Here is a 16948-nt window from a genome sequence, read left to right on the forward strand (position 1 = left end):
GCCAGAAGAATCAAAAATGCAGCATTCACATCCTGTCGCGTTGGCCGGTGCCGGCGGCGTCCCGGCCGGCCAGGCCTTCGAAACACGCCTGCGGCGTGGCGAAAACGTCCGGGCCTCGCTGGAGGTTGACCTCGACGGGCGTCTGCGCTTCTCGGCGGGCGGTCTGCGACTCACGGATCAACGGCTGCTGTCGCTGGAGGCCTCCGAGGACGCGGGCGGGCCCCCCGTTTTCCGGGAATGGCCGCTGACGCCGGACCTGAAGCTGGTGCTGTCCGACCACGCCGGACTGGGCGCGCTGGAACTGGTGGACGCCGACGGCCGGCTGGCGCAGTGGCGCTTCACGATGCGGGCCAACCTGCAGGCCCAGCGCTTCCAGGATGCCTTCAACCGCCGCGACGAGGTCGAGGCCCGGCTGGACGAGGAGCCCGAGCTCTGCCCGAGCTGCCAGGCCGTCCTGCCGGAGGACAGCGAGGAGTGCCCCTCCTGCGCCCGCGAGCTGCACACGCCGCCGTCCACCTGGGTGCTGCTGCGGCTGTGGCGCTTCGCCGGGCCTTACCGGGGTCAGCTGTTGCTGGGCTTCCTGCTGATGCTGGGCGCGACCGGCGCGACGCTGGTGGCGCCCTACCTGACGATGCCGCTGATGGACGACGTCCTCATTCCGTTCCAGCAGGGCAAGCAGATCGACACCATGCTGGTGGCGCTGTACCTGGGCGGGCTGTTCGGGGCGGCGATCGTGTCCTGGATCCTGGGCTGGGCCAAGACCTACATCCTGGCGCTGGTGTCGGAGCGCATCGCCGCCGACCTGCGGACCGCGACCTTCGACCACCTGCTGGGCCTGTCGCTGGAGTACTTCGGCTCCAAGCGCACCGGCGACCTGATGAGCCGCATCGGCTCGGAAACCGACCGGATCAGCGTGTTCCTGTCGCTGCACGCGTTGGACTTCATCACCGACTGCCTGATGCTGGCGATGATCACGGCGATCCTGTTCCACACCAACCCGTGGCTGGCGCTGGCCACGCTGGTGCCGCTGCCCTTCATCGCCTGGCTGATCCATCTGGTGCGGGACAAGCTGCGCACCGGCTTCGAGAAGATCGACCGGGTCTGGGGCGAGGTGACCTCGGTGCTGGCGGACACGATTCCCGGCATCCGCGTGGTGAAGGCCTTCGCGCAGGAGCGCCGCGAGGCCGAGCGCTTCCGCACCGCCAACAAGCACAACCTGGTCGTCAACGACCGGCTCAACAAGACCTGGAGCCTGTTCACGCCCAGCGTCTCGCTGCTGACCGAGATCGGCCTGCTGGTCGTCTGGGCCTTCGGCATCTGGCTGATCGCGCATTCGCAGATCACGGTCGGGACGCTGACGGCCTTCCTGGCTTACATCGGGCGCTTCTACGGCCGGCTGGATTCGATGAGCCGGATCGTGTCCGTGACGCAGAAGGCGGCCTCGGGCGCGAAGCGGATCTTCGACATCCTGGACCACCAGTCCAACGTGCCGGAGCCGACCCAGCCGGTGGTGCTGGACAAGGTGGCGGGCGAGCTGTCGCTGCAGGACATCGGCTTCCGCTACGGCAACCGGACGGTGATCCGCGACCTCAACCTGGTGATCAAGCCGGGCGAGATGATCGGGCTGGTCGGGCACAGCGGCTCGGGCAAGAGCACCATGGTCAACCTGATCTGCCGCTTCTACGACGTGACGGAAGGGGCGATCAAGCTCGACGGCGTCGACCTGCGGCGCTTCAAGCTGGCGGACTTCCGACGTCACATCGGGCTGGTGCTGCAGGAGCCTTTCCTGTTCTTCGGCACGATCGCGGAGAACATCGCCTACGGCAAGCCCGAGGCGACGCGCGAGGAGATCGTCGCCGCGGCGCGGGCCGCGCATGCGCATGAATTCATCCTGCGGCTGCCGCAGGGCTACGACTCGCTGGTCGGCGAGCGGGGTCAGGGCTTGTCCGGCGGCGAACGCCAGCGGATCTCGATCGCCCGCGCGCTGCTGATCGACCCGCGCATCCTGATCATGGACGAGGCGACTTCGGCCGTGGACACGGAGACGGAGAAGGAGATCCAGAAGGCGCTGGACAACCTGGTGCGGGGCCGCACGACGATCGCGATCGCCCACCGGCTGTCGACGCTGCGCAAGGCCGACCGGCTGGTGGTGATGGACCGCGGCGAGATCGTCGAGGTCGGACCGCACGACGAGCTGATCGCCAAGCAGGGCGCCTACTGGCGCCTGTGGGAGGCGCAGGCCCGCCGCGTGGACGCGGAGGAGCAGGACAACGTCGTCGTCGTGGCTCCGAACGTCAACGTCCACACGGCCACCCAGGCCTGATCGCGACTAGGATCCTTCATGAACAACATCCAGAACCTGGCGCGCAATGCCTTCGGCCGGCTGAGCCTGGTCGATGACGCCGGACAGACCCACGACAACGTCACCCCGGTCCGGGCACATCCGCTGAGCGCGCCGGACGAGGGCATCTCGCTGGTCGGCACCGACGGGCACGAGATCGCCTGGATCGACCGGCTGACCGACCTGCCGCACACTCAGCGCGAGCTGCTCCAGGACGAACTCGCACACCGCGAAATGACGCCGACGGTGCTGAAGCTCCTGGAGGTCTCCACCTTCTCGACGCCTTCCCAGTGGACCGTCGAGACCGACCGCGGCACCACGGAATTCATCCTCAAGAGCGAGGAAGACATCCGCCGGATCGGCGAAGGGCGGCTGCTGATCGCCAGCTCCCACGGGCTGCACTTCCTGGTGCCGGACCGGTTCGCCCTGGATCGGCATTCGCGGAAGTTGCTCGAACGCTTCCTCTGACTGCCTAGGCCGCTGGCCCTCACCCCCGCCCTCTCCCGCAAGCGGGAGAGGGAGTCCGACCGCGGCCCTTCTTACCCCCTCTCCCGCTTGCGGGAGAGGGTTGGGGTGAGGGGCGCGCGCAGCGCGCGGGGTCTAGGCAGTCATGCAGCGCTCTTGCCCCCTCTCCCGCTTGCGGGAGAGGGTCGGGGTGAGGGCCAGCGGCCGTGGCAGTACTGGAAGCCTCTTAAGCATTTATGCGATACCCGAAGCGGCAAGGACCTGCCCTACAATTGACGTTTACGTAAACGTAAGACGAATCATCCAGCGGTTGCCCGGAGAGGCGGCCGCGGAGGTGGTCGAGGAGACAAACCCATGAGCCTGCCCGGTCTGAATTTCCATCTCGGCGAGGACATCGACGCCCTGCGCGACGCAGTGCGCGAGTTCGCCCAAGCCGAGATCGCCCCCCGCGCCGCGGAGATCGATCGCAGCGACCAGTTCCCGATGGACCTGTGGCGCAAGATGGGCGACGTCGGCGTCCTGGGCATCACCGTGCCCGAGGAATACGGCGGCGCCGCGATGGGCTACCTGGCCCACATGGTGGCCATGGAGGAGATCAGCCGCGCCAGCGCCTCGGTGGGCCTGAGCTACGGCGCCCACTCCAACCTGTGCGTCAACCAGATCAAGCGCAACGGCACAGACGCGCAGAAGCAGAAATACCTGCCCAAGCTGATTTCCGGCGAACACGTGGGGGCGCTGGCGATGAGCGAACCCGGCGCCGGCTCCGACGTCGTGTCGATGAAGCTGCGGGCCGAGGACAAGGGCGGCTACTACGTCCTCAACGGCAACAAGATGTGGATCACCAACGGTCCCGACGCGGACACGCTGGTCGTCTACGCCAAGACCGAACCCGAACTCGGCGCCCGCGGCATGACCGCCTTCCTGATCGAGAAGGGCATGAAGGGCTTCTCGATCGCGCAGAAACTGGACAAGCTCGGCATGCGCGGCAGCCACACCGGCGAGCTGGTATTCCAGGACGTCGAGGTCCCGGCCGAGAACGTGCTGGGCCAGGTCGGCGGCGGCACCAAGGTGCTGATGTCGGGCCTGGACTACGAGCGCGCCGTGCTGGCCGCCGGTCCGATCGGGATCATGCAGGCGGTGATGGACAACGTCGTCCCCTACATCCACGACCGCAAGCAGTTCGGCCAGTCGATCGGCGAGTTCCAGCTGATCCAGGGCAAGGTCGCCGACATGTACACCGTGCTGCAGGCCGCCCGCGCGTTCTGCTACACCGTGGGCAAGAACCTGGACGCCCTCGACGGCGCCCACGTCCGCCAGGTGCGCAAGGACTGCGCCTCCGTCATCCTCTGGTGCGCCGAGAAGGCCACCTGGATGGCCGGCGAAGGCATCCAGATCTTCGGCGGCAACGGCTACATCAATGAGTACCCGCTGGGCCGCCTCTGGCGTGACGCGAAGCTCTACGAAATCGGCGCGGGCACGTCCGAGATCCGGCGCATGCTGATCGGCCGGGAACTGTTCGCCGAAACGATGTGAGGCCTTCGCGGTTGCGACAGGCGCGTGTCGGTCCGTAACCGCGACAATCCACGTCCATGAGCACGAACGAACTGCAAGACCTGCTGGACAACAACAAGCGCTGGGCCACCGCGACTGAGGAACAGTCGCCCGGCTTCTTCTCGCGCTTGCTCAAGCAGCAGACGCCGCAATACCTCTGGATCGGCTGCGCCGACAGCCGCGTCCCCGCCAACGAGCTGGTGGACCTGCTGCCGGGCGAGCTCTTCGTCCACCGCAACGTCGCCAACGTCGTGGTCCATTCGGACCTGAACTGCCTGTCCGTCATGCAGTTCGCCGTGGACCAGCTGAAGGTCCAGCACATCATCATCGTGGGCCACAGCAACTGCGGCGGCGTGCGCGCCGCGCTGGAAGACCTGCGGGTCGGCCTGGTGGACAACTGGCTGCGCCACGTCCAGGACGTGCGCAACCACCATCAGGAATGGCTGGACCAGGTCGTCCCCGACCAGCGCGCCAATGCGCTGTGCGAGCTGAACGTGCTGGAGCAGGCCCGCAACGCCTGCCAGACGACCGTGGTCCAGGACGCCTGGGCGCGCGGCCAGGAAGTCGCCGTGCACGGCTGGGTCTACGGCCTCCACAACGGCCTGCTGAAGGACCTGAGCATCACCGTCGGCAAGGCCGAGGACGTGGGTCCCGCCTACCGCAGCGCGCTCGAGGCGCTGCACCGCCGCTACGAGGCGGCCATGGGCCGCTGAACGCCATGTTCCCCCACGAGCTCAACGATCCGCGCGCGTTCGAGATCGCGCAGACGATGCTCGAGGGTTTCGACAAGCACTACCGCCTGTTCCGCGCCGCGTCGGCCACGGCCAAGACGCGTTTCGAGCAGGCGGACTGGCACGGCCAGCAGTTCGCGCAGCGCGAGCGCATCGAGTTCTACGACCTGCGCGTGGACGAGGCCGTCATCGAACTGGAACAGCGCTTCAAGACCAGCGCGCTGCCCAGCGAAGTCTGGCAGCAGGTGAAGCTGCACTACATCGGGCTGCTGACCCGGCACCTGCGGCCGGAGCTCGCCGAGACCTTTTTCAACTCGGTCACGACGCGCATCCTCCACCACAGCTACTTCCACAACGAGTTCATCTTCGTCCGGCCGGCGATCTCCACCGAGTTCATCGAGAACGAGGAACCCGCCGCCCAGCCGACCTACCGCTGCTACTACCCCTCGCAGGACACGCTGCGCGACACCTTCATGCGCATCGTCTGGAACTTCCAGCTGGCGCTGGAGTTCGAGGACCTCGGCCGCGACGTCGACCTGGTGCTGAAGGCCGTCGGCGAGGAACTGGGTGCCTTCCGCTGGCGGACCAACTTCCAGGTGCAGGTGCTGTCCTCGCTGTTCTTCCGCAACAAGGGCGCGTACATCGTCGGCAAGATCATCAACGGCTTCACCGAGACGCCGTTCGCGCTGCCGATCCTGCACAAGGAAACGAGCGACGGAACGACCGAACGCCAGCTCTACATCGACGCCGCGCTCTTCGGCGAGGATGAGCTGCAGATGCTGTTCAGCTTCGCGCGGGCCTACTTCCTCGTCGACATGGAGGTTCCGAGCGCCTACGTGCAGTTCCTGCGCTCGCTGATGCCGCGCAAGCCGCGCTCGGAGATCTACGCGACGCTGGGGCTGCAGAAGCAGGGCAAGAACCTCTTCTACCGGGACTTCCTCAACCACCTGCGACACAGCAGCGACAAGTTCCGCATCGCGCCCGGCATCAAGGGCATGGTGATGCTGGTCTTCGACCTGCCGTCCTACCCGTTCGTGTTCAAGGTCATCAAGGACTTCTACCCGCCGCAGAAGGACACGACGCGCGAGCAGATCCAGTCCAAGTACCTGCTGGTGAAGCAGCACGACCGCGTCGGGCGCATGGCCGACACGCTGGAGTACACGCGGGTCGCGTTCCCGCGCCACCGCTTCGAGGACGAGCTGGTCGCCGAGCTGAAGCACTTCTGCCCCTCGCTGCTGGAGGAGACCGGCGACGACCTGGTCATCAAGCACCTCTACATCGAGCGCCGCATGGTGCCGCTCAACATCTACCTGCAGGAGGCGTCGCCGGCGCAGCTGGCGCACGCGGTGGTCGAGTACGGCAACGCGATCAAGGACCTGGTGGCGGCCAACATCTTCCCCGGCGACATGCTGTGGAAGAACTTCGGCGTGACGCGCCACGGCAAGGTCGTGTTCTACGACTACGACGAGATCGAGTACCTGACCGACTGCAACTTCCGCAAGGTGCCCGAGGCCCGCAACGAGGAAGAGGAGATGTCGGGCGAGGTCTGGTACGCGGTGAACAGGCTCGACGTGTTCCCCGAGACCTTCGGGCCCTTCCTGCTCGGCCATCCGGGCGTGCGCGACGTCTTCATGGCGCACCACGCCGACCTGCTCGATCCCGCGTTCTGGCAGACCCACAAGGAACGCATCCTGGCGGGACACGTCGAGGACGTGTTCCCGTACGACCCGCACAAGCGCTTCCACGTCCGCGACGTCGCGCCGGCCCTGAAGGTGCCGGAGCCGCAGGATCGCGAGCTCCCCATTCATTGACGTACACACACTGATTTCTCAGAAGGAGGCTTTCATGTCCGATTCCATCGTCATCGTTTCCGCCGCCCGCACGCCGATCGGCGGCCTGCTGGGCGACTTCGCCGGCCTGGCCGCGTGGGAGCTGGGCGCCGTCGCCATCAAGGCGGCCGTCGAGCGCGCCGGCATCCCGACCGACGCGATCGAGGAAGCCTTCCTCGGCAACTGCCTGATGGCCGGCCAGGGCCAGGCCCCGGCGCGCCAGGCCGTGCTGAAGGCCGGCCTGCCGCAGTCCGTGGGCGCGGTCACGCTGTCCAAGATGTGCGGCGCCGGCATGCGCGCGACGATGTTCGCGCATGACACGCTGAAGGCCGAAAGCGCCGACATCCTGATCGCCGGCGGCATGGAGTCCATGACCAACGCGCCGCACCTGATGTTCGCGCGCAAGGGCGTGAAGTACGGCGCCGCGCAGATGTACGACCACATGGCGCTGGACGGCCTGGAAGACGCGTACGAGCGCGGCAAGGCCATGGGCGTCTTCGCCGAGCAGTGCGTCGACAAGTACGCCTTCACGCGCGAGGCGCAGGACCAGTTCGCGATCTCGTCGACGGAGCGCGCCAAGCGCGCCAACGAGGACGGCAGCTTCGCGTGGGAGATCGCGCCGGTGACCATCGCCGGTCGTGGCGGCGACACGGTGATCTCGCGCGACGAGCAGCCGTTCAAGGCCAAGCTCGACAAGATCCCGACGCTGAAGCCGGCGTTCAAGAAGGACGGCTCGATCACGGCCGCGACCTCGTCGTCGATCTCCGACGGCGCCGCCGCGATGGTGCTGATGCGCGAGTCCACCGCGAAGAAGCTCGGCGTGACGCCGATCGCCCGCATCGTCGGTACCGCGGTGCACGCCAACGCGCCGGAGTGGTTCACGACCGCGCCGGTCGGCGCGATCCAGAAGCTGCTGGCCAAGAACAACTGGGACGCGAAGAGCGTCGACCTGTGGGAAGTCAACGAGGCCTTCGCCGCGGTGACCATGGCGGCGATGGCCGAGTTCAAGCTGCCGCACGAGATCGTCAACGTCAACGGCGGCGCCGTGGCGCTGGGTCACCCGATCGGCGCCTCGGGCGCCCGCATCCTCGTCACGCTGCTGGGCGCCCTCAAGCACCGCAACCTGAAGCGCGGCGTCGCGGCGCTGTGCATCGGCGGCGGCGAAGCGACCGCCGTCGGCGTCGAGCTGATCTGAGGACGGACCGGATGACGCAAGTTCTCATCATCGGCGCCTCGCGGGGCATCGGCCTCGAGCTCGTGAAGCAGCACCGCGAGCGCGGCGACACCGTCGTCGCGACCGCGCGTGACGACGCCAGCCTCGAGAAGCTGAAGTCGCTCGGTGCAACGGCGATCAAGCTGGAGGTCTCCGACGTCGTCAGCATCGCGGGTCTGGCCTGGCAGCTCGACGGCTACCAGTTCAACCGCGTCCTGTACGTCGCCGGCCTCTACGGTCCGAAGACCATCGGCCTGCAGCCGCCCAGCGCGGACGACTTCGACGCCGTCATGCACACCAACGTGCTGGGCCCGATGCGCGTGCTGCCGCAGCTGCTGGACGCGCTCGCGCCGGACGCGCGCATCGGCATCCTGTCTTCGCGGATGGGCTCGATGACGCTGCGCGCGAACTCGGCGGGCTGGGTCTATCGCGCGTCGAAGGCGGCGGTGAACTCGGTGATGAAGGACCTGTCGCTGACCCTCGACGGCCGCGCCGTCTGCGTCAGCCTGCATCCGGGCTGGGTCAAGACCGACATGGGCGGCCAGGAAGCCGACATCGACGTCGCCACTAGCGCGTCCAGCCTGCGCGCGGTGCTCGACGGGCTGAAGGCGAGCGACAACGGCGGGTTCTTCAACTACGACGGCACGCCGCTGCCCTGGTAACAGGTTCGCCCGGAAAACCGAGAGCGCGTCTCCTTCTTTCTCCCTCTCCCGCTTGCGGGAGAGGGCAGGGGTGAGGGCTGCGGTCGTCCGATACTCACTGACCACAGATCAAGATTCAGGGAGAGAACGATGAAGCGGTGGGCGCGTGTGAGCTTGAAGATCCTGGGCGGTCTGCTGCTGGGCGTGGTGACGCTCGCGGCGGCCTGGGCGGCGTTCAACAACCGGCTGGTCGATGACGCGCCGCGTCCGGTGCCGGAAGCGCTGCGCGTGCCGGCGCCGACATTGCCGCCGGAGCGCAATGCGGTCTTTGCGCTGCTGGGTCTGGCCGAGGCCGGAGACGACCCGCACTCGGCCGGTCTGCGGCGATGGGCGGCGATGGATGCCGGCGCCATCACATCCCTGCCGGCTTCGCCGCGCAAATGGCCGGCAAGCGAGACCCGCCAACCGGCCAGCAAGGCCTGGGGCTGCGACACGCAGACGACCGATTGCGTCGCGGTCTGGATGCAGGAGGCCGATGCCCTGCGAGCATTGACCGCGGCTCACGCCGACATCGGCCGTCGCTGCGAAGCCGTGGCCCAGACGGGCATGGCGATCGACGAGCCGATGATCACTCCGTCCGCCGAACTGAAGACGGCCGGGCAGCTCTACATCCGGCGCGCGACGCTCCTGCCCTGGCAGACCACCGTGAATTGCCTGCGCTGGCTGCACCTGCGATCGGCGCTCGCGGGCCAGTCGGGCGATCGCTCGGCCATGCTGACCTTCGTCAAGCAAGCCGACGCGCTGACGGGGGCGATGCTGGACGGCACCAACACCTTGATCGGCGTCAATGTGGCCGGCGCGATGGCGCGGCGCCATTGGCGTGTCGTCACCGATCTGGCCGCCGTGTATCCCGCAGCCGCCCCTGAACTGCGCGCGATGCTGCGCCCGATGTCGGCGCGGGCGGCGGACACCTCCCGCTGGATCCGGACCGAGGCGAACTTCGGCCGCGAAGCCGTGCGCGAATACGCCTGCATGGATCTCGGCGCCGACGCCTCGGCGATGTCCGCCGACAGCCCGTTTCACTGCGAGCCTCGCTTCTGGGCCATGCCCAATGCCACGCAGCACCTCCTGGACAAGTACTGGTTGCAGGCCGAAGCCAAGTCCGGCGGCGGTGCGCTGAACATGCTTGACTGGGAGCCAGATCCGTCAGCGGACTGGGCCTTGGGCTTCCCCTGGCGCAACTCGATCGGCGGAACGCTCGTCGCGGTCGCCGCGCCCGGTTTTCCCATCTACGTGCGCAAGCAGGCGTCCCTGATGCTGCTCAACGAAGCCGCCCGCCTCGCGCTGGCTGCGGGCGACGTCGAGCCCGCGAGGCGCGCGGTCTGGCTGTCCCAACAACCGATGGACGCCCGCCTGCGCGAACGACTCGCTATCGACGGCGAACACGTCGTCGCGCGACTCTGGGCGCCCGTGTCCAGCCAGGACACGCTCCGCTACCGCATTCCCTCCGGCGCCACGAGCGCCGCCACCGTCACGGGATCCAACCCGGATCCGTCTCCGACCAAGAGTTGACCAAGAGCCGACCATGCTGCTTTCAGAAGACCACCGCGCCGTGCAGGACGCCGTCCGCGCCTACGTGCAAGACCAGATCGCGCCCAAGGCGGCCGCGTGGGACAAGTCCCACCAGTTCCCCGCCGAGGAGCTCAAGGGCCTGGCCGCGCTGGGCTGCTACGGCGTGGCCGTGCCGACCGAGTACGACGGCGCGGGCCTGGACTACCTGGCGCTGGCGATCATCCTGGAGGAGATCGGCGCCGGCGACGGCGCGACCTCCACGGTCGTGAGCGTCAACAACTGTCCGGTCTGCAGCATCCTGATGGCCTTCGGCAACGAGGACCAGAAGCAGCGCTTCCTCAAGCCGCTGGCGCGCGGCGACATGCTGGGCGCGTTCTGCCTGACCGAGCCGCATGTGGGTTCCGAGGCCGGCGGACTGAAGACCACGGCGGTGCTCGACGGCGACGCCTACGTCCTCAACGGCGTCAAGCAGTTCATCACCAGCGGCAAGAACGGCGATGTCGCCATCGTGATGGCGGTGACCGACAAGGCCGCGGGGAAGAAGGGCATCTCCGCCTTCCTGGTCCCGACGACCACGCCCGGCTACGTCGTGGCGCGCATCGAGGACAAGATGGGCCAGCACGCCAGCGACACGGCGCAGATCCTGTTCGAGAACTGCCGCGTGCCCGTCGCCAACCGGATCGGCGAGGAAGGCCAGGGGCTGAAGATCGCGCTGTCGGGACTGGAAGGCGGCCGCATCGGGATCGCGTCGCAGTCGGTGGGCATGGCGCGCGCGGCCTTCGAAGCGGCGCTGCGCTACAGCAAGGAGCGCGTCGCCTTCGGCGTGCCGATCTTCGAGCACCAGGCGATGCAGCACAAGCTGGCCGACATGGCCACGCAGATCGAGGCCGCGCGCCAGCTGATCTGGCACGCCGCCGCGCTGAAGGACGCCGGCCAGCCCTGCCTGAAGGAAGCGGCGATGGCCAAGCTCTTCGCCAGCGAGATGGCGGAGCGGGTGTGCTCCGCCGCGATCCAGATCCACGGCGGCTACGGCTACGTCAGCGATTTCCCGGTGGAGCGGATCTACCGCGACGTGCGCGTGACGCAGATCTACGAAGGCACGTCCGAAGTGCAGAAGATCCTGATCGGCCGCGCGCTCGTCTGAGCGCCGCAGCGGCCTCACGACCCTGCGGAACCGCGGGCCGGTGGACCGGCCCGCTCAGTCTCATTCGCTTTCCTGGACCAGCCGCGCGTTGAGCGGCTGCACCGGCCGCGCGTTCCTGCCGACCAGCTTTCGGAACGCGTCGATCTGCCGGGCCGACAGCGTCACCGGTTCCTTCAGCACCATCCAGTGCACGCCCTCCGAGCAGGGCGGCGTGGTCAGCGAACCGGCGAAGTCGTAGTAGCCGAGCGACTTCGGCAGCAGGCTTGCGAGGTCCAGCGACAGCTCGTCCACGGTGATCTTCTCGCCCACGCGCGGCAGGTGCTGGAACACCGAGCCCCAGGCCGCGTTCGAGCGTCCCGCGCGGATCAGCACCGCCACCACGCCGAGTTCGCCCGCCGCGTTCTTGTGGACGAAGTGCGCCACCATCGGCAGCGACTTGCCGTTGATGTGTTCCTCGCTGGGCGTGTGGAAGTGGAATTGCAGCAGCTCGTAGCTCTGGCCGCCGACGGCCAGCGAATTGCCGGCCGGCAGGTTCACCTGCACGGTGTGGCCGTTGTTCCAGATCGTCGGCGCGGCGCTGCCGTAGTGGAAGTCGAGCGCGGGCAGCGCGGCCTTCACCGGCTTGACGATGTTGATCGGGCTCTGCTGATGGCCCGAGGCGCATTCGGCGAACGACGGATCGATCTCGCCCCAATGCGCGGCGCCCTTGTCGCCGGTGTACTCCCAGTGCGCGGCCGCGACGGCGGGCAGGGCGGAAGAGAAGAGGCCGACCGACAGGGCGGCGAGGAAAACGCGTGCGTGAAGTGCCATGAGGATGCTCGAAGGAAGCGCAGAGGAATCGGATCAGTGAATGACAAGGGCCGCGCGAGGCTAGCGGTCGAGGCGTGATCAAAGTGTTAAGAAGTCGTTGAGGAAAACGATGTCTTGCGAATGCTTGTTCACGGATCCGAAACCGTCTTCCGCGCGATGTCCGACGAGCGACGTTGGCGTTTTCCCGCGTCCCCCTTCAGACGGGTTGCCTGCGGGAGGCGTGGGACGTAGATTGCGCCCCGCTGGCGACAAGACCTGACCCTGGACGGGGCATCGGGCGCCGCCTTCGATCAGGGAGAAGCTCATGTTGTCGACGATGCGGCGGCGCCTGCCCGCCATGGGAAGTCTTTTCGCGCCGGTGCTGGCGCTGGTGGTCTCGGGGATGCTGGCCGGCTGCGGCGGCGCCGTCGAGAAGGCCGTCGGGAATCTGCTGGACGAGACCAAGGTCCCGTACTCGCTCAGCCAGAACACGGCGGACTGCAAGGCGACCGAGCCGGGCTCGGCCTGCACGGACGTCAAGATCTACGCCACGAAGCGGCATGACGGCCCCGTCACGGTCCGGCCGATCTGGACCGAGATCCCGGACAACAACGCCCCGGTCCGCGTCATCGACCACGTCTATCGCGACAACGAGGCCAACGGCGACGTGAGGATCAGCGTCGGGTTCATGACGCAGATGCGGCCGGGTGTCTACACCGGCACGATCGAGATCAACATCCTGAGTCTCGAACTCTTCACCAACTACGTGCCCAACAAGGTGCGGTACCGGCTGGAGGTCGGCAACAACGGCACCGAGAACCTGACGACCCTGCCCGCGGTGATGCCGGGTCGGGAGAGCTGGTCGGGATTCGGCGGCGGCGGGACGCGCTCGGGGTATGTGCCTCTGTCGCTGGATGCCACGAAGTTCAGTCCGCGTTGGACCCGCTGGATCGCCACGCCCGCGAATACGTACGGCGAGGGTCTGCATCTGGGGCAGGGACTGATCGCGGTGCCTGACATGATCCTCGGCAGCGGCGGTGCCACGACCAGCAACGCGACGGTGATGTCGCTCAAGGACGGCACCGATCTGTGGAAGGGCCTGTTGCCGGACGTTCCGATCCAGGTGACCGGGCGCGGCGACCGTCTGTACTGGCAGGCGTCGAACAGTCGGGTGATGGTGACGTCGACGACGGCGGGGACGCTGGTCGGGGAACACACGGCCAAGGGCAACACGGTGGTCGCGCCGGGCTGGACCTTCGCCGGCGGGCGTCTGCTGATGCCGACGGATCCGGAGGTCAACTACCTGTCCGCGCTGGACGTGGCGGACATCAAGACGCCGGTGTGGACGACGACCGTGTCGGACCGGATCGTGGGCGTGAACTACTCGGCCTGGGGAGCGACCGCCGACGTGGATGCCGGCCTGACGTACGTGAACACGGGCGGCGTCTACCGCGTGCTGCGCCTGAGCGACGGCGTCATCACGGCGGAGGCGCAGGTGCCGACACGGGAAGACCTGGGCCTGGGGCAGGTCTGGAGCTACGAGGCGCCGGTGCTGCCGGAGGACGGGGTGAGCGCCGTCCTGCTGAGCCATCGCGACCTGGCGCGCGGGACCGCCATGCAGAACCATCTGACGGTGGTGGATCGCGCCACGGGCGCACAGCGCTGGGACGCGACGGGACAGTTCATGGACCATCCGGTGACGGCGCATGGCGTCGTCTACGCCGCCAACCAGTCGACCAAGGCGGTGGAGGCGCGCAGCCTCGCCGACGGCTCGCTGCTGTGGACGTGGGCGATGCCGACGACGGACAGCTTCTGGCAGCGTCAGATGGTCCTGACGGACACCCACCTGTTCGTGTCGACCGACAAGCAGACGGTGGCCATCGATCTGGCGACGCGCACCGCCGCCTGGCAGGTCGCGACGGGCGGCTGGCTCGGCATGACGCCGGAAGGCGTGCTGGTGCTGTACTCCGCCATGACCGGGACGGGCCAGCTGTCCACGGTGAAGACGTTCAATCTGCGTTGAACGCAGGCGAAGGGCGCGCCAGGGCAGTGAGCCCCGGCGCGCTGGCGTGCGGCGCCGGCCGGGGTCAGTTGGCCTCGACGGAGCGCTTCACCTGCCGGTTGTGGTCTTCGTGCACGGCGATCTCGACGAGGGCGAAGTAGCTGGTGACCTCGTGGATCAGATCCACGGCGATATCGCAGAGCGTGCCGTTCTTGCGGCGCATCTCCATCGGCACGTCGAAGTCCTGCAGCAGCGCGGTCAGGTGCGTGAGCCGGTCGCGCATGCTGATCAGCGCGTCGCCGACGGTGATGTCGCGCGTGAGCCGGTGCGGGCGGCAGAAGGTGCGACCGGGTTCATCCAGGTCGTAGCGGTAGGGGTTGCCGGCGGCGGTGTTGAGCACCTCCACTGTGCGTTCGGAGTTGAGTTCGAGCGGCTTGCGGAGCAGCATGGGGCGCGGCGCGCTCGGCGTCGGATCCAGGTCCAGGTGTTCGAGCGCGAGATGCTCGGAGATGCGGAAGTTGCTGCGGGCGACGGATTCGATGAAGCGGGTGGACAGCATGGGGAGAGGTCCTTTGCCAACATCAGTTGAGGGAACCCACCGGACTCGTTGGCGATGAAAAGGGTGGGCGAGATGTTCAGATTCACGGCAAGTTCCTGCGTGCGACCGTCCTCGCGGATTGGTCCATCTCGCCCGAAGAAATCGGACAACGTGGCCACTGAGTGGCTGCTCTTGGAACTTGCAGGTGTCTGATCACCTGAACGCAATTCTTCGCATCCCCGCGCCGATCGTCTATTGAGCGAATCAGTAGTCGTGGCGCTCCGCGTCTCAGTTTTCAGTAGGGTGCATCACTTGAACTAGTGCCCGCATCTGCTGGACGTTCACTTGCCCTGGTCGACGTCGTCGTCAGGCGGCAATTCCGGCGGCACCGGCAGATCGGATCTGGCGATGTGGATCTGCTCGCGCGTTACATCGATGCTGCGGCATTTGCTCGGGAAGTACTCGCAGAGCAGGACGGTCTGCCCCTTGGCGTCGCGGACGGACTTGTCCGTGAAGATGAACAGGCCGGCCGCGGTGGGCGATGGGAATCGCAGGGCCGCCTCAATGTCCGCTCGGCTGATTGGATCGAGTCGCTCGGCATATCGCGCGAGGTTGTTCAAACCCTGCGCGACCCATTCGCCGGTGTTCATTGCGAAAGCGCCGTGGATGATGAGCGCCGATGCAAGCCGGCCGTCTCGCCAAGGCACGACATGCAGGACACGTCCGGAGAGCGCCACCTCCGCGCACGCCGAATAGCAGCCGCCAGCCACGTAAACGTCCAGTTCCTGCGCGCGCGAGGCCAATCTTGCCGCGGGAACCCCAAATCCGCCCGGCACGTCGATGAGCCAAAGCCGGTGAATGGATGGATTCTCGTCAAGTATCCTGATCGCTTCGTCGACCAATTGGTTGAGTATGGCTGTGTTTCTCACAACGAGAGCGTCGCCGTCTCTGTACACCTGTCGCTGCTGCGTCGGTACGTAATTTGGTCCCGCAGAAGAAGACGCGCTCAATCCAAGTAGAAACATCAATAGCAGGGCGGAAATAGATCTCTTCATTGCATCTCCGGAATGAAAAAAGCCGTCCTCGAATCAGAGGGCGGCATCGGGGCAATTGCCTCCGGATCTCCCAAGTCGACACAGCGAAGCCGGCCAGCGGGAAATCCGCATCAGTCTAGAAATGAAGCTCTCGTTTGAACCTCGGGATATTTGCTTAACAAATATCTGCGATGAGGTCTACTCAAATTGCTGAAAGGCGTCGCCGCGCTTCCAGTCAAATCAACTAGTGAGCGCTGCGCTCATTCCTCATCGATATTCAGTCCGGATTGCCACACCGGCAGGGCTGCGTCGAACATCGAGGGCGCGCTTCCCAGCGCTTTCGGATCGCGGACCAGCTTGATCCACGTCAATGTGTCGTGGTGGCTGCCCGGCAGCAGGTCGCGGCTGCGTTCCTGCATCAGCCACGCGTGCAGCGCGGCGTATTGATCGGGGTGGCGCTGCGCCGTCCAGCCCAGCGCGACGAGGTCGCCGTAGCCTTCCTCGCGGCGCACGGACTTCATGGACAGGTAGGCGCGCTGCAGGTCCGGGCTCAGGCCTTCGGGCACCGGCGTGGCGGAGAAACCTGCCGGCAGGTGGAACCAGGCACCTTCGAGGTAGCGGCGGCAATGGCCGAGCTCGTGCGCCGCCATCAGTTCGAGCGCGCTGTCTTCCAGGCCGGCCGGCAGGCGCTGCGTCGTGGCCTCGCCCTCGGGATTGCCGCGCAGGCTGAGCACGAACTTGCAGCGGCCGTCCTTGAAGCCCAGTGCCAGCGGCGCGGCGTCGGGCGCGTCCTGCGGCTGCACGACGATGTCCACCGGCATGCCCGAAGTCCGCGCATGCTGCAGCACCGGAGTCATGCCGGCGATCCAGCGTTGTTCCAGCGGCGTGAGGCCGGCGCCCTTCGCCGTCAGGCCCGACAGGGCGAGGGCGCCGCACAGCGCGACACGGAGAACGACGAGGGAGTGCTTGAACATCGGGCGGGCCTGCAGATTCCAGGGCTGGAGCGGAGCGAGGACCGGGCCGGATTGCGGGGCGCCTCGCGCGAAACCCGATGGTGAACGGCGACAGCGGCCAATGCGCACCGCGTGCGGCCACAAG

At 67.1% G+C, this 16948-nt stretch carries 14 protein-coding genes; 10 read left to right on the top strand and 4 right to left on the bottom strand.

The features are described 5' to 3' along the window. Window positions 1-16: 16 nt before the first annotated feature. From ACQZ13_RS05205 to ACQZ13_RS05245, 9 genes are all read left to right on the top strand, one after another. Window positions 17-2323, top strand: coding sequence for an ABC transporter ATP-binding protein (locus ACQZ13_RS05205; protein ID WP_431050173.1), 2307 nt, complete (start codon window positions 17-19; stop codon window positions 2321-2323). Window positions 2324-2341: 18 nt separating this feature from the next. Beyond that, complete coding sequence (locus ACQZ13_RS05210; RefSeq protein WP_431050174.1) at window positions 2342-2809, top strand: DUF1854 domain-containing protein; 468 nt, start codon at window positions 2342-2344, stop codon at window positions 2807-2809. A 351-nt stretch (window positions 2810-3160) separates the two neighbouring features. Beyond that, window positions 3161-4339, top strand: coding sequence for an isovaleryl-CoA dehydrogenase (locus tag ACQZ13_RS05215; protein WP_088404942.1), 1179 nt, complete (start codon window positions 3161-3163; stop codon window positions 4337-4339). 56 nt (window positions 4340-4395) lie between these two features. Continuing rightward, window positions 4396-5070 (top strand): carbonate dehydratase, encoded by a 675-nt coding sequence (gene can, locus ACQZ13_RS05220; RefSeq protein ID WP_088404943.1) that lies wholly within the window; start codon window positions 4396-4398, stop codon window positions 5068-5070. A gap of 5 nt (window positions 5071-5075) precedes the next feature. Further along, window positions 5076-6899, top strand: coding sequence for a bifunctional isocitrate dehydrogenase kinase/phosphatase (gene aceK, locus ACQZ13_RS05225; RefSeq protein ID WP_431050175.1), 1824 nt, complete (start codon window positions 5076-5078; stop codon window positions 6897-6899). Between the two features lie 34 nt (window positions 6900-6933). Continuing rightward, window positions 6934-8112, top strand: coding sequence for an acetyl-CoA C-acyltransferase (locus ACQZ13_RS05230; RefSeq protein WP_431050176.1), 1179 nt, complete (start codon window positions 6934-6936; stop codon window positions 8110-8112). Window positions 8113-8123: 11 nt separating this feature from the next. Beyond that, on the top strand, window positions 8124-8792 hold the full coding sequence (locus ACQZ13_RS05235) for an SDR family oxidoreductase (RefSeq protein WP_431050177.1): 669 nt from the start codon (window positions 8124-8126) through the stop codon (window positions 8790-8792). A gap of 147 nt (window positions 8793-8939) precedes the next feature. Next, window positions 8940-10343 (top strand): hypothetical protein, encoded by a 1404-nt coding sequence (locus ACQZ13_RS05240; protein WP_431050178.1) that lies wholly within the window; start codon window positions 8940-8942, stop codon window positions 10341-10343. Window positions 10344-10356: 13 nt separating this feature from the next. Then, a complete protein-coding gene (locus ACQZ13_RS05245; protein ID WP_088404948.1) occupies window positions 10357-11487 on the top strand; it encodes an acyl-CoA dehydrogenase family protein in 1131 nt (376 codons plus the stop codon). A 60-nt stretch (window positions 11488-11547) separates the two neighbouring features. Here ACQZ13_RS05245 and ACQZ13_RS05250 read toward each other — a convergent pair whose 3' ends face one another. After that, window positions 11548-12297 (bottom strand): carbonic anhydrase, encoded by a 750-nt coding sequence (locus tag ACQZ13_RS05250; RefSeq protein ID WP_431050179.1) that lies wholly within the window; start codon window positions 12295-12297, stop codon window positions 11548-11550. Window positions 12298-12601: 304 nt separating this feature from the next. Between ACQZ13_RS05250 and ACQZ13_RS05255 the strand changes: the two genes are divergently transcribed. Continuing rightward, window positions 12602-14299, top strand: a complete 1698-nt coding sequence (locus ACQZ13_RS05255; protein ID WP_431050180.1) for a hypothetical protein — start codon at window positions 12602-12604, stop codon at window positions 14297-14299. A gap of 64 nt (window positions 14300-14363) precedes the next feature. Here ACQZ13_RS05255 and ACQZ13_RS05260 read toward each other — a convergent pair whose 3' ends face one another. The 3 genes from ACQZ13_RS05260 to ACQZ13_RS05270 form a co-directional block, all read right to left on the bottom strand. Further along, complete coding sequence (locus ACQZ13_RS05260; protein ID WP_431050181.1) at window positions 14364-14837, bottom strand: hypothetical protein; 474 nt, start codon at window positions 14835-14837, stop codon at window positions 14364-14366. Window positions 14838-15157: 320 nt separating this feature from the next. Continuing rightward, on the bottom strand, window positions 15158-15718 hold the full coding sequence (locus tag ACQZ13_RS05265; protein WP_431050182.1) for a hypothetical protein: 561 nt from the start codon (window positions 15716-15718) through the stop codon (window positions 15158-15160). A gap of 392 nt (window positions 15719-16110) precedes the next feature. Continuing rightward, the gene (locus ACQZ13_RS05270; protein WP_431050183.1) at window positions 16111-16824 is read right to left on the bottom strand and encodes a hypothetical protein; all 714 of its coding nucleotides are present in this window, start codon (window positions 16822-16824) and stop codon (window positions 16111-16113) included. Window positions 16825-16948: the final 124 nt, after the last annotated feature.

The organism is Roseateles sp. L2-2 (assembly GCF_050613215.1).
GTDB classification, from domain to species: Bacteria; Pseudomonadota; Gammaproteobacteria; order Burkholderiales; family Burkholderiaceae_C; genus Roseateles; species Roseateles noduli.

Bases quoted from the DNA above. Each gene is read 5' to 3' on its own strand.
- ACQZ13_RS05205 (WP_431050173.1), top strand. From the start codon at position 17: ATGCAGCATTCACATCCTGTCGCGTTGGCCGGTGCCGGCGGCGTCCCG.
- ACQZ13_RS05210 (WP_431050174.1), top strand. From the start codon at position 2,342: ATGAACAACATCCAGAACCTGGCGCGCAATGCCTTCGGCCGGCTGAGC.
- ACQZ13_RS05215 (WP_088404942.1), top strand. From the start codon at position 3,161: ATGAGCCTGCCCGGTCTGAATTTCCATCTCGGCGAGGACATCGACGCC.
- can (WP_088404943.1), top strand. From the start codon at position 4,396: ATGAGCACGAACGAACTGCAAGACCTGCTGGACAACAACAAGCGCTGG.
- aceK (WP_431050175.1), top strand. From the start codon at position 5,076: ATGTTCCCCCACGAGCTCAACGATCCGCGCGCGTTCGAGATCGCGCAG.
- ACQZ13_RS05230 (WP_431050176.1), top strand. From the start codon at position 6,934: ATGTCCGATTCCATCGTCATCGTTTCCGCCGCCCGCACGCCGATCGGC.
- ACQZ13_RS05235 (WP_431050177.1), top strand. From the start codon at position 8,124: ATGACGCAAGTTCTCATCATCGGCGCCTCGCGGGGCATCGGCCTCGAG.
- ACQZ13_RS05245 (WP_088404948.1), top strand. From the start codon at position 10,357: ATGCTGCTTTCAGAAGACCACCGCGCCGTGCAGGACGCCGTCCGCGCC.
- ACQZ13_RS05250 (WP_431050179.1), bottom strand. From the start codon at position 12,297: ATGGCACTTCACGCACGCGTTTTCCTCGCCGCCCTGTCGGTCGGCCTC.
- ACQZ13_RS05255 (WP_431050180.1), top strand. From the start codon at position 12,602: ATGTTGTCGACGATGCGGCGGCGCCTGCCCGCCATGGGAAGTCTTTTC.
- ACQZ13_RS05260 (WP_431050181.1), bottom strand. From the start codon at position 14,837: ATGCTGTCCACCCGCTTCATCGAATCCGTCGCCCGCAGCAACTTCCGC.
- ACQZ13_RS05270 (WP_431050183.1), bottom strand. From the start codon at position 16,824: ATGTTCAAGCACTCCCTCGTCGTTCTCCGTGTCGCGCTGTGCGGCGCC.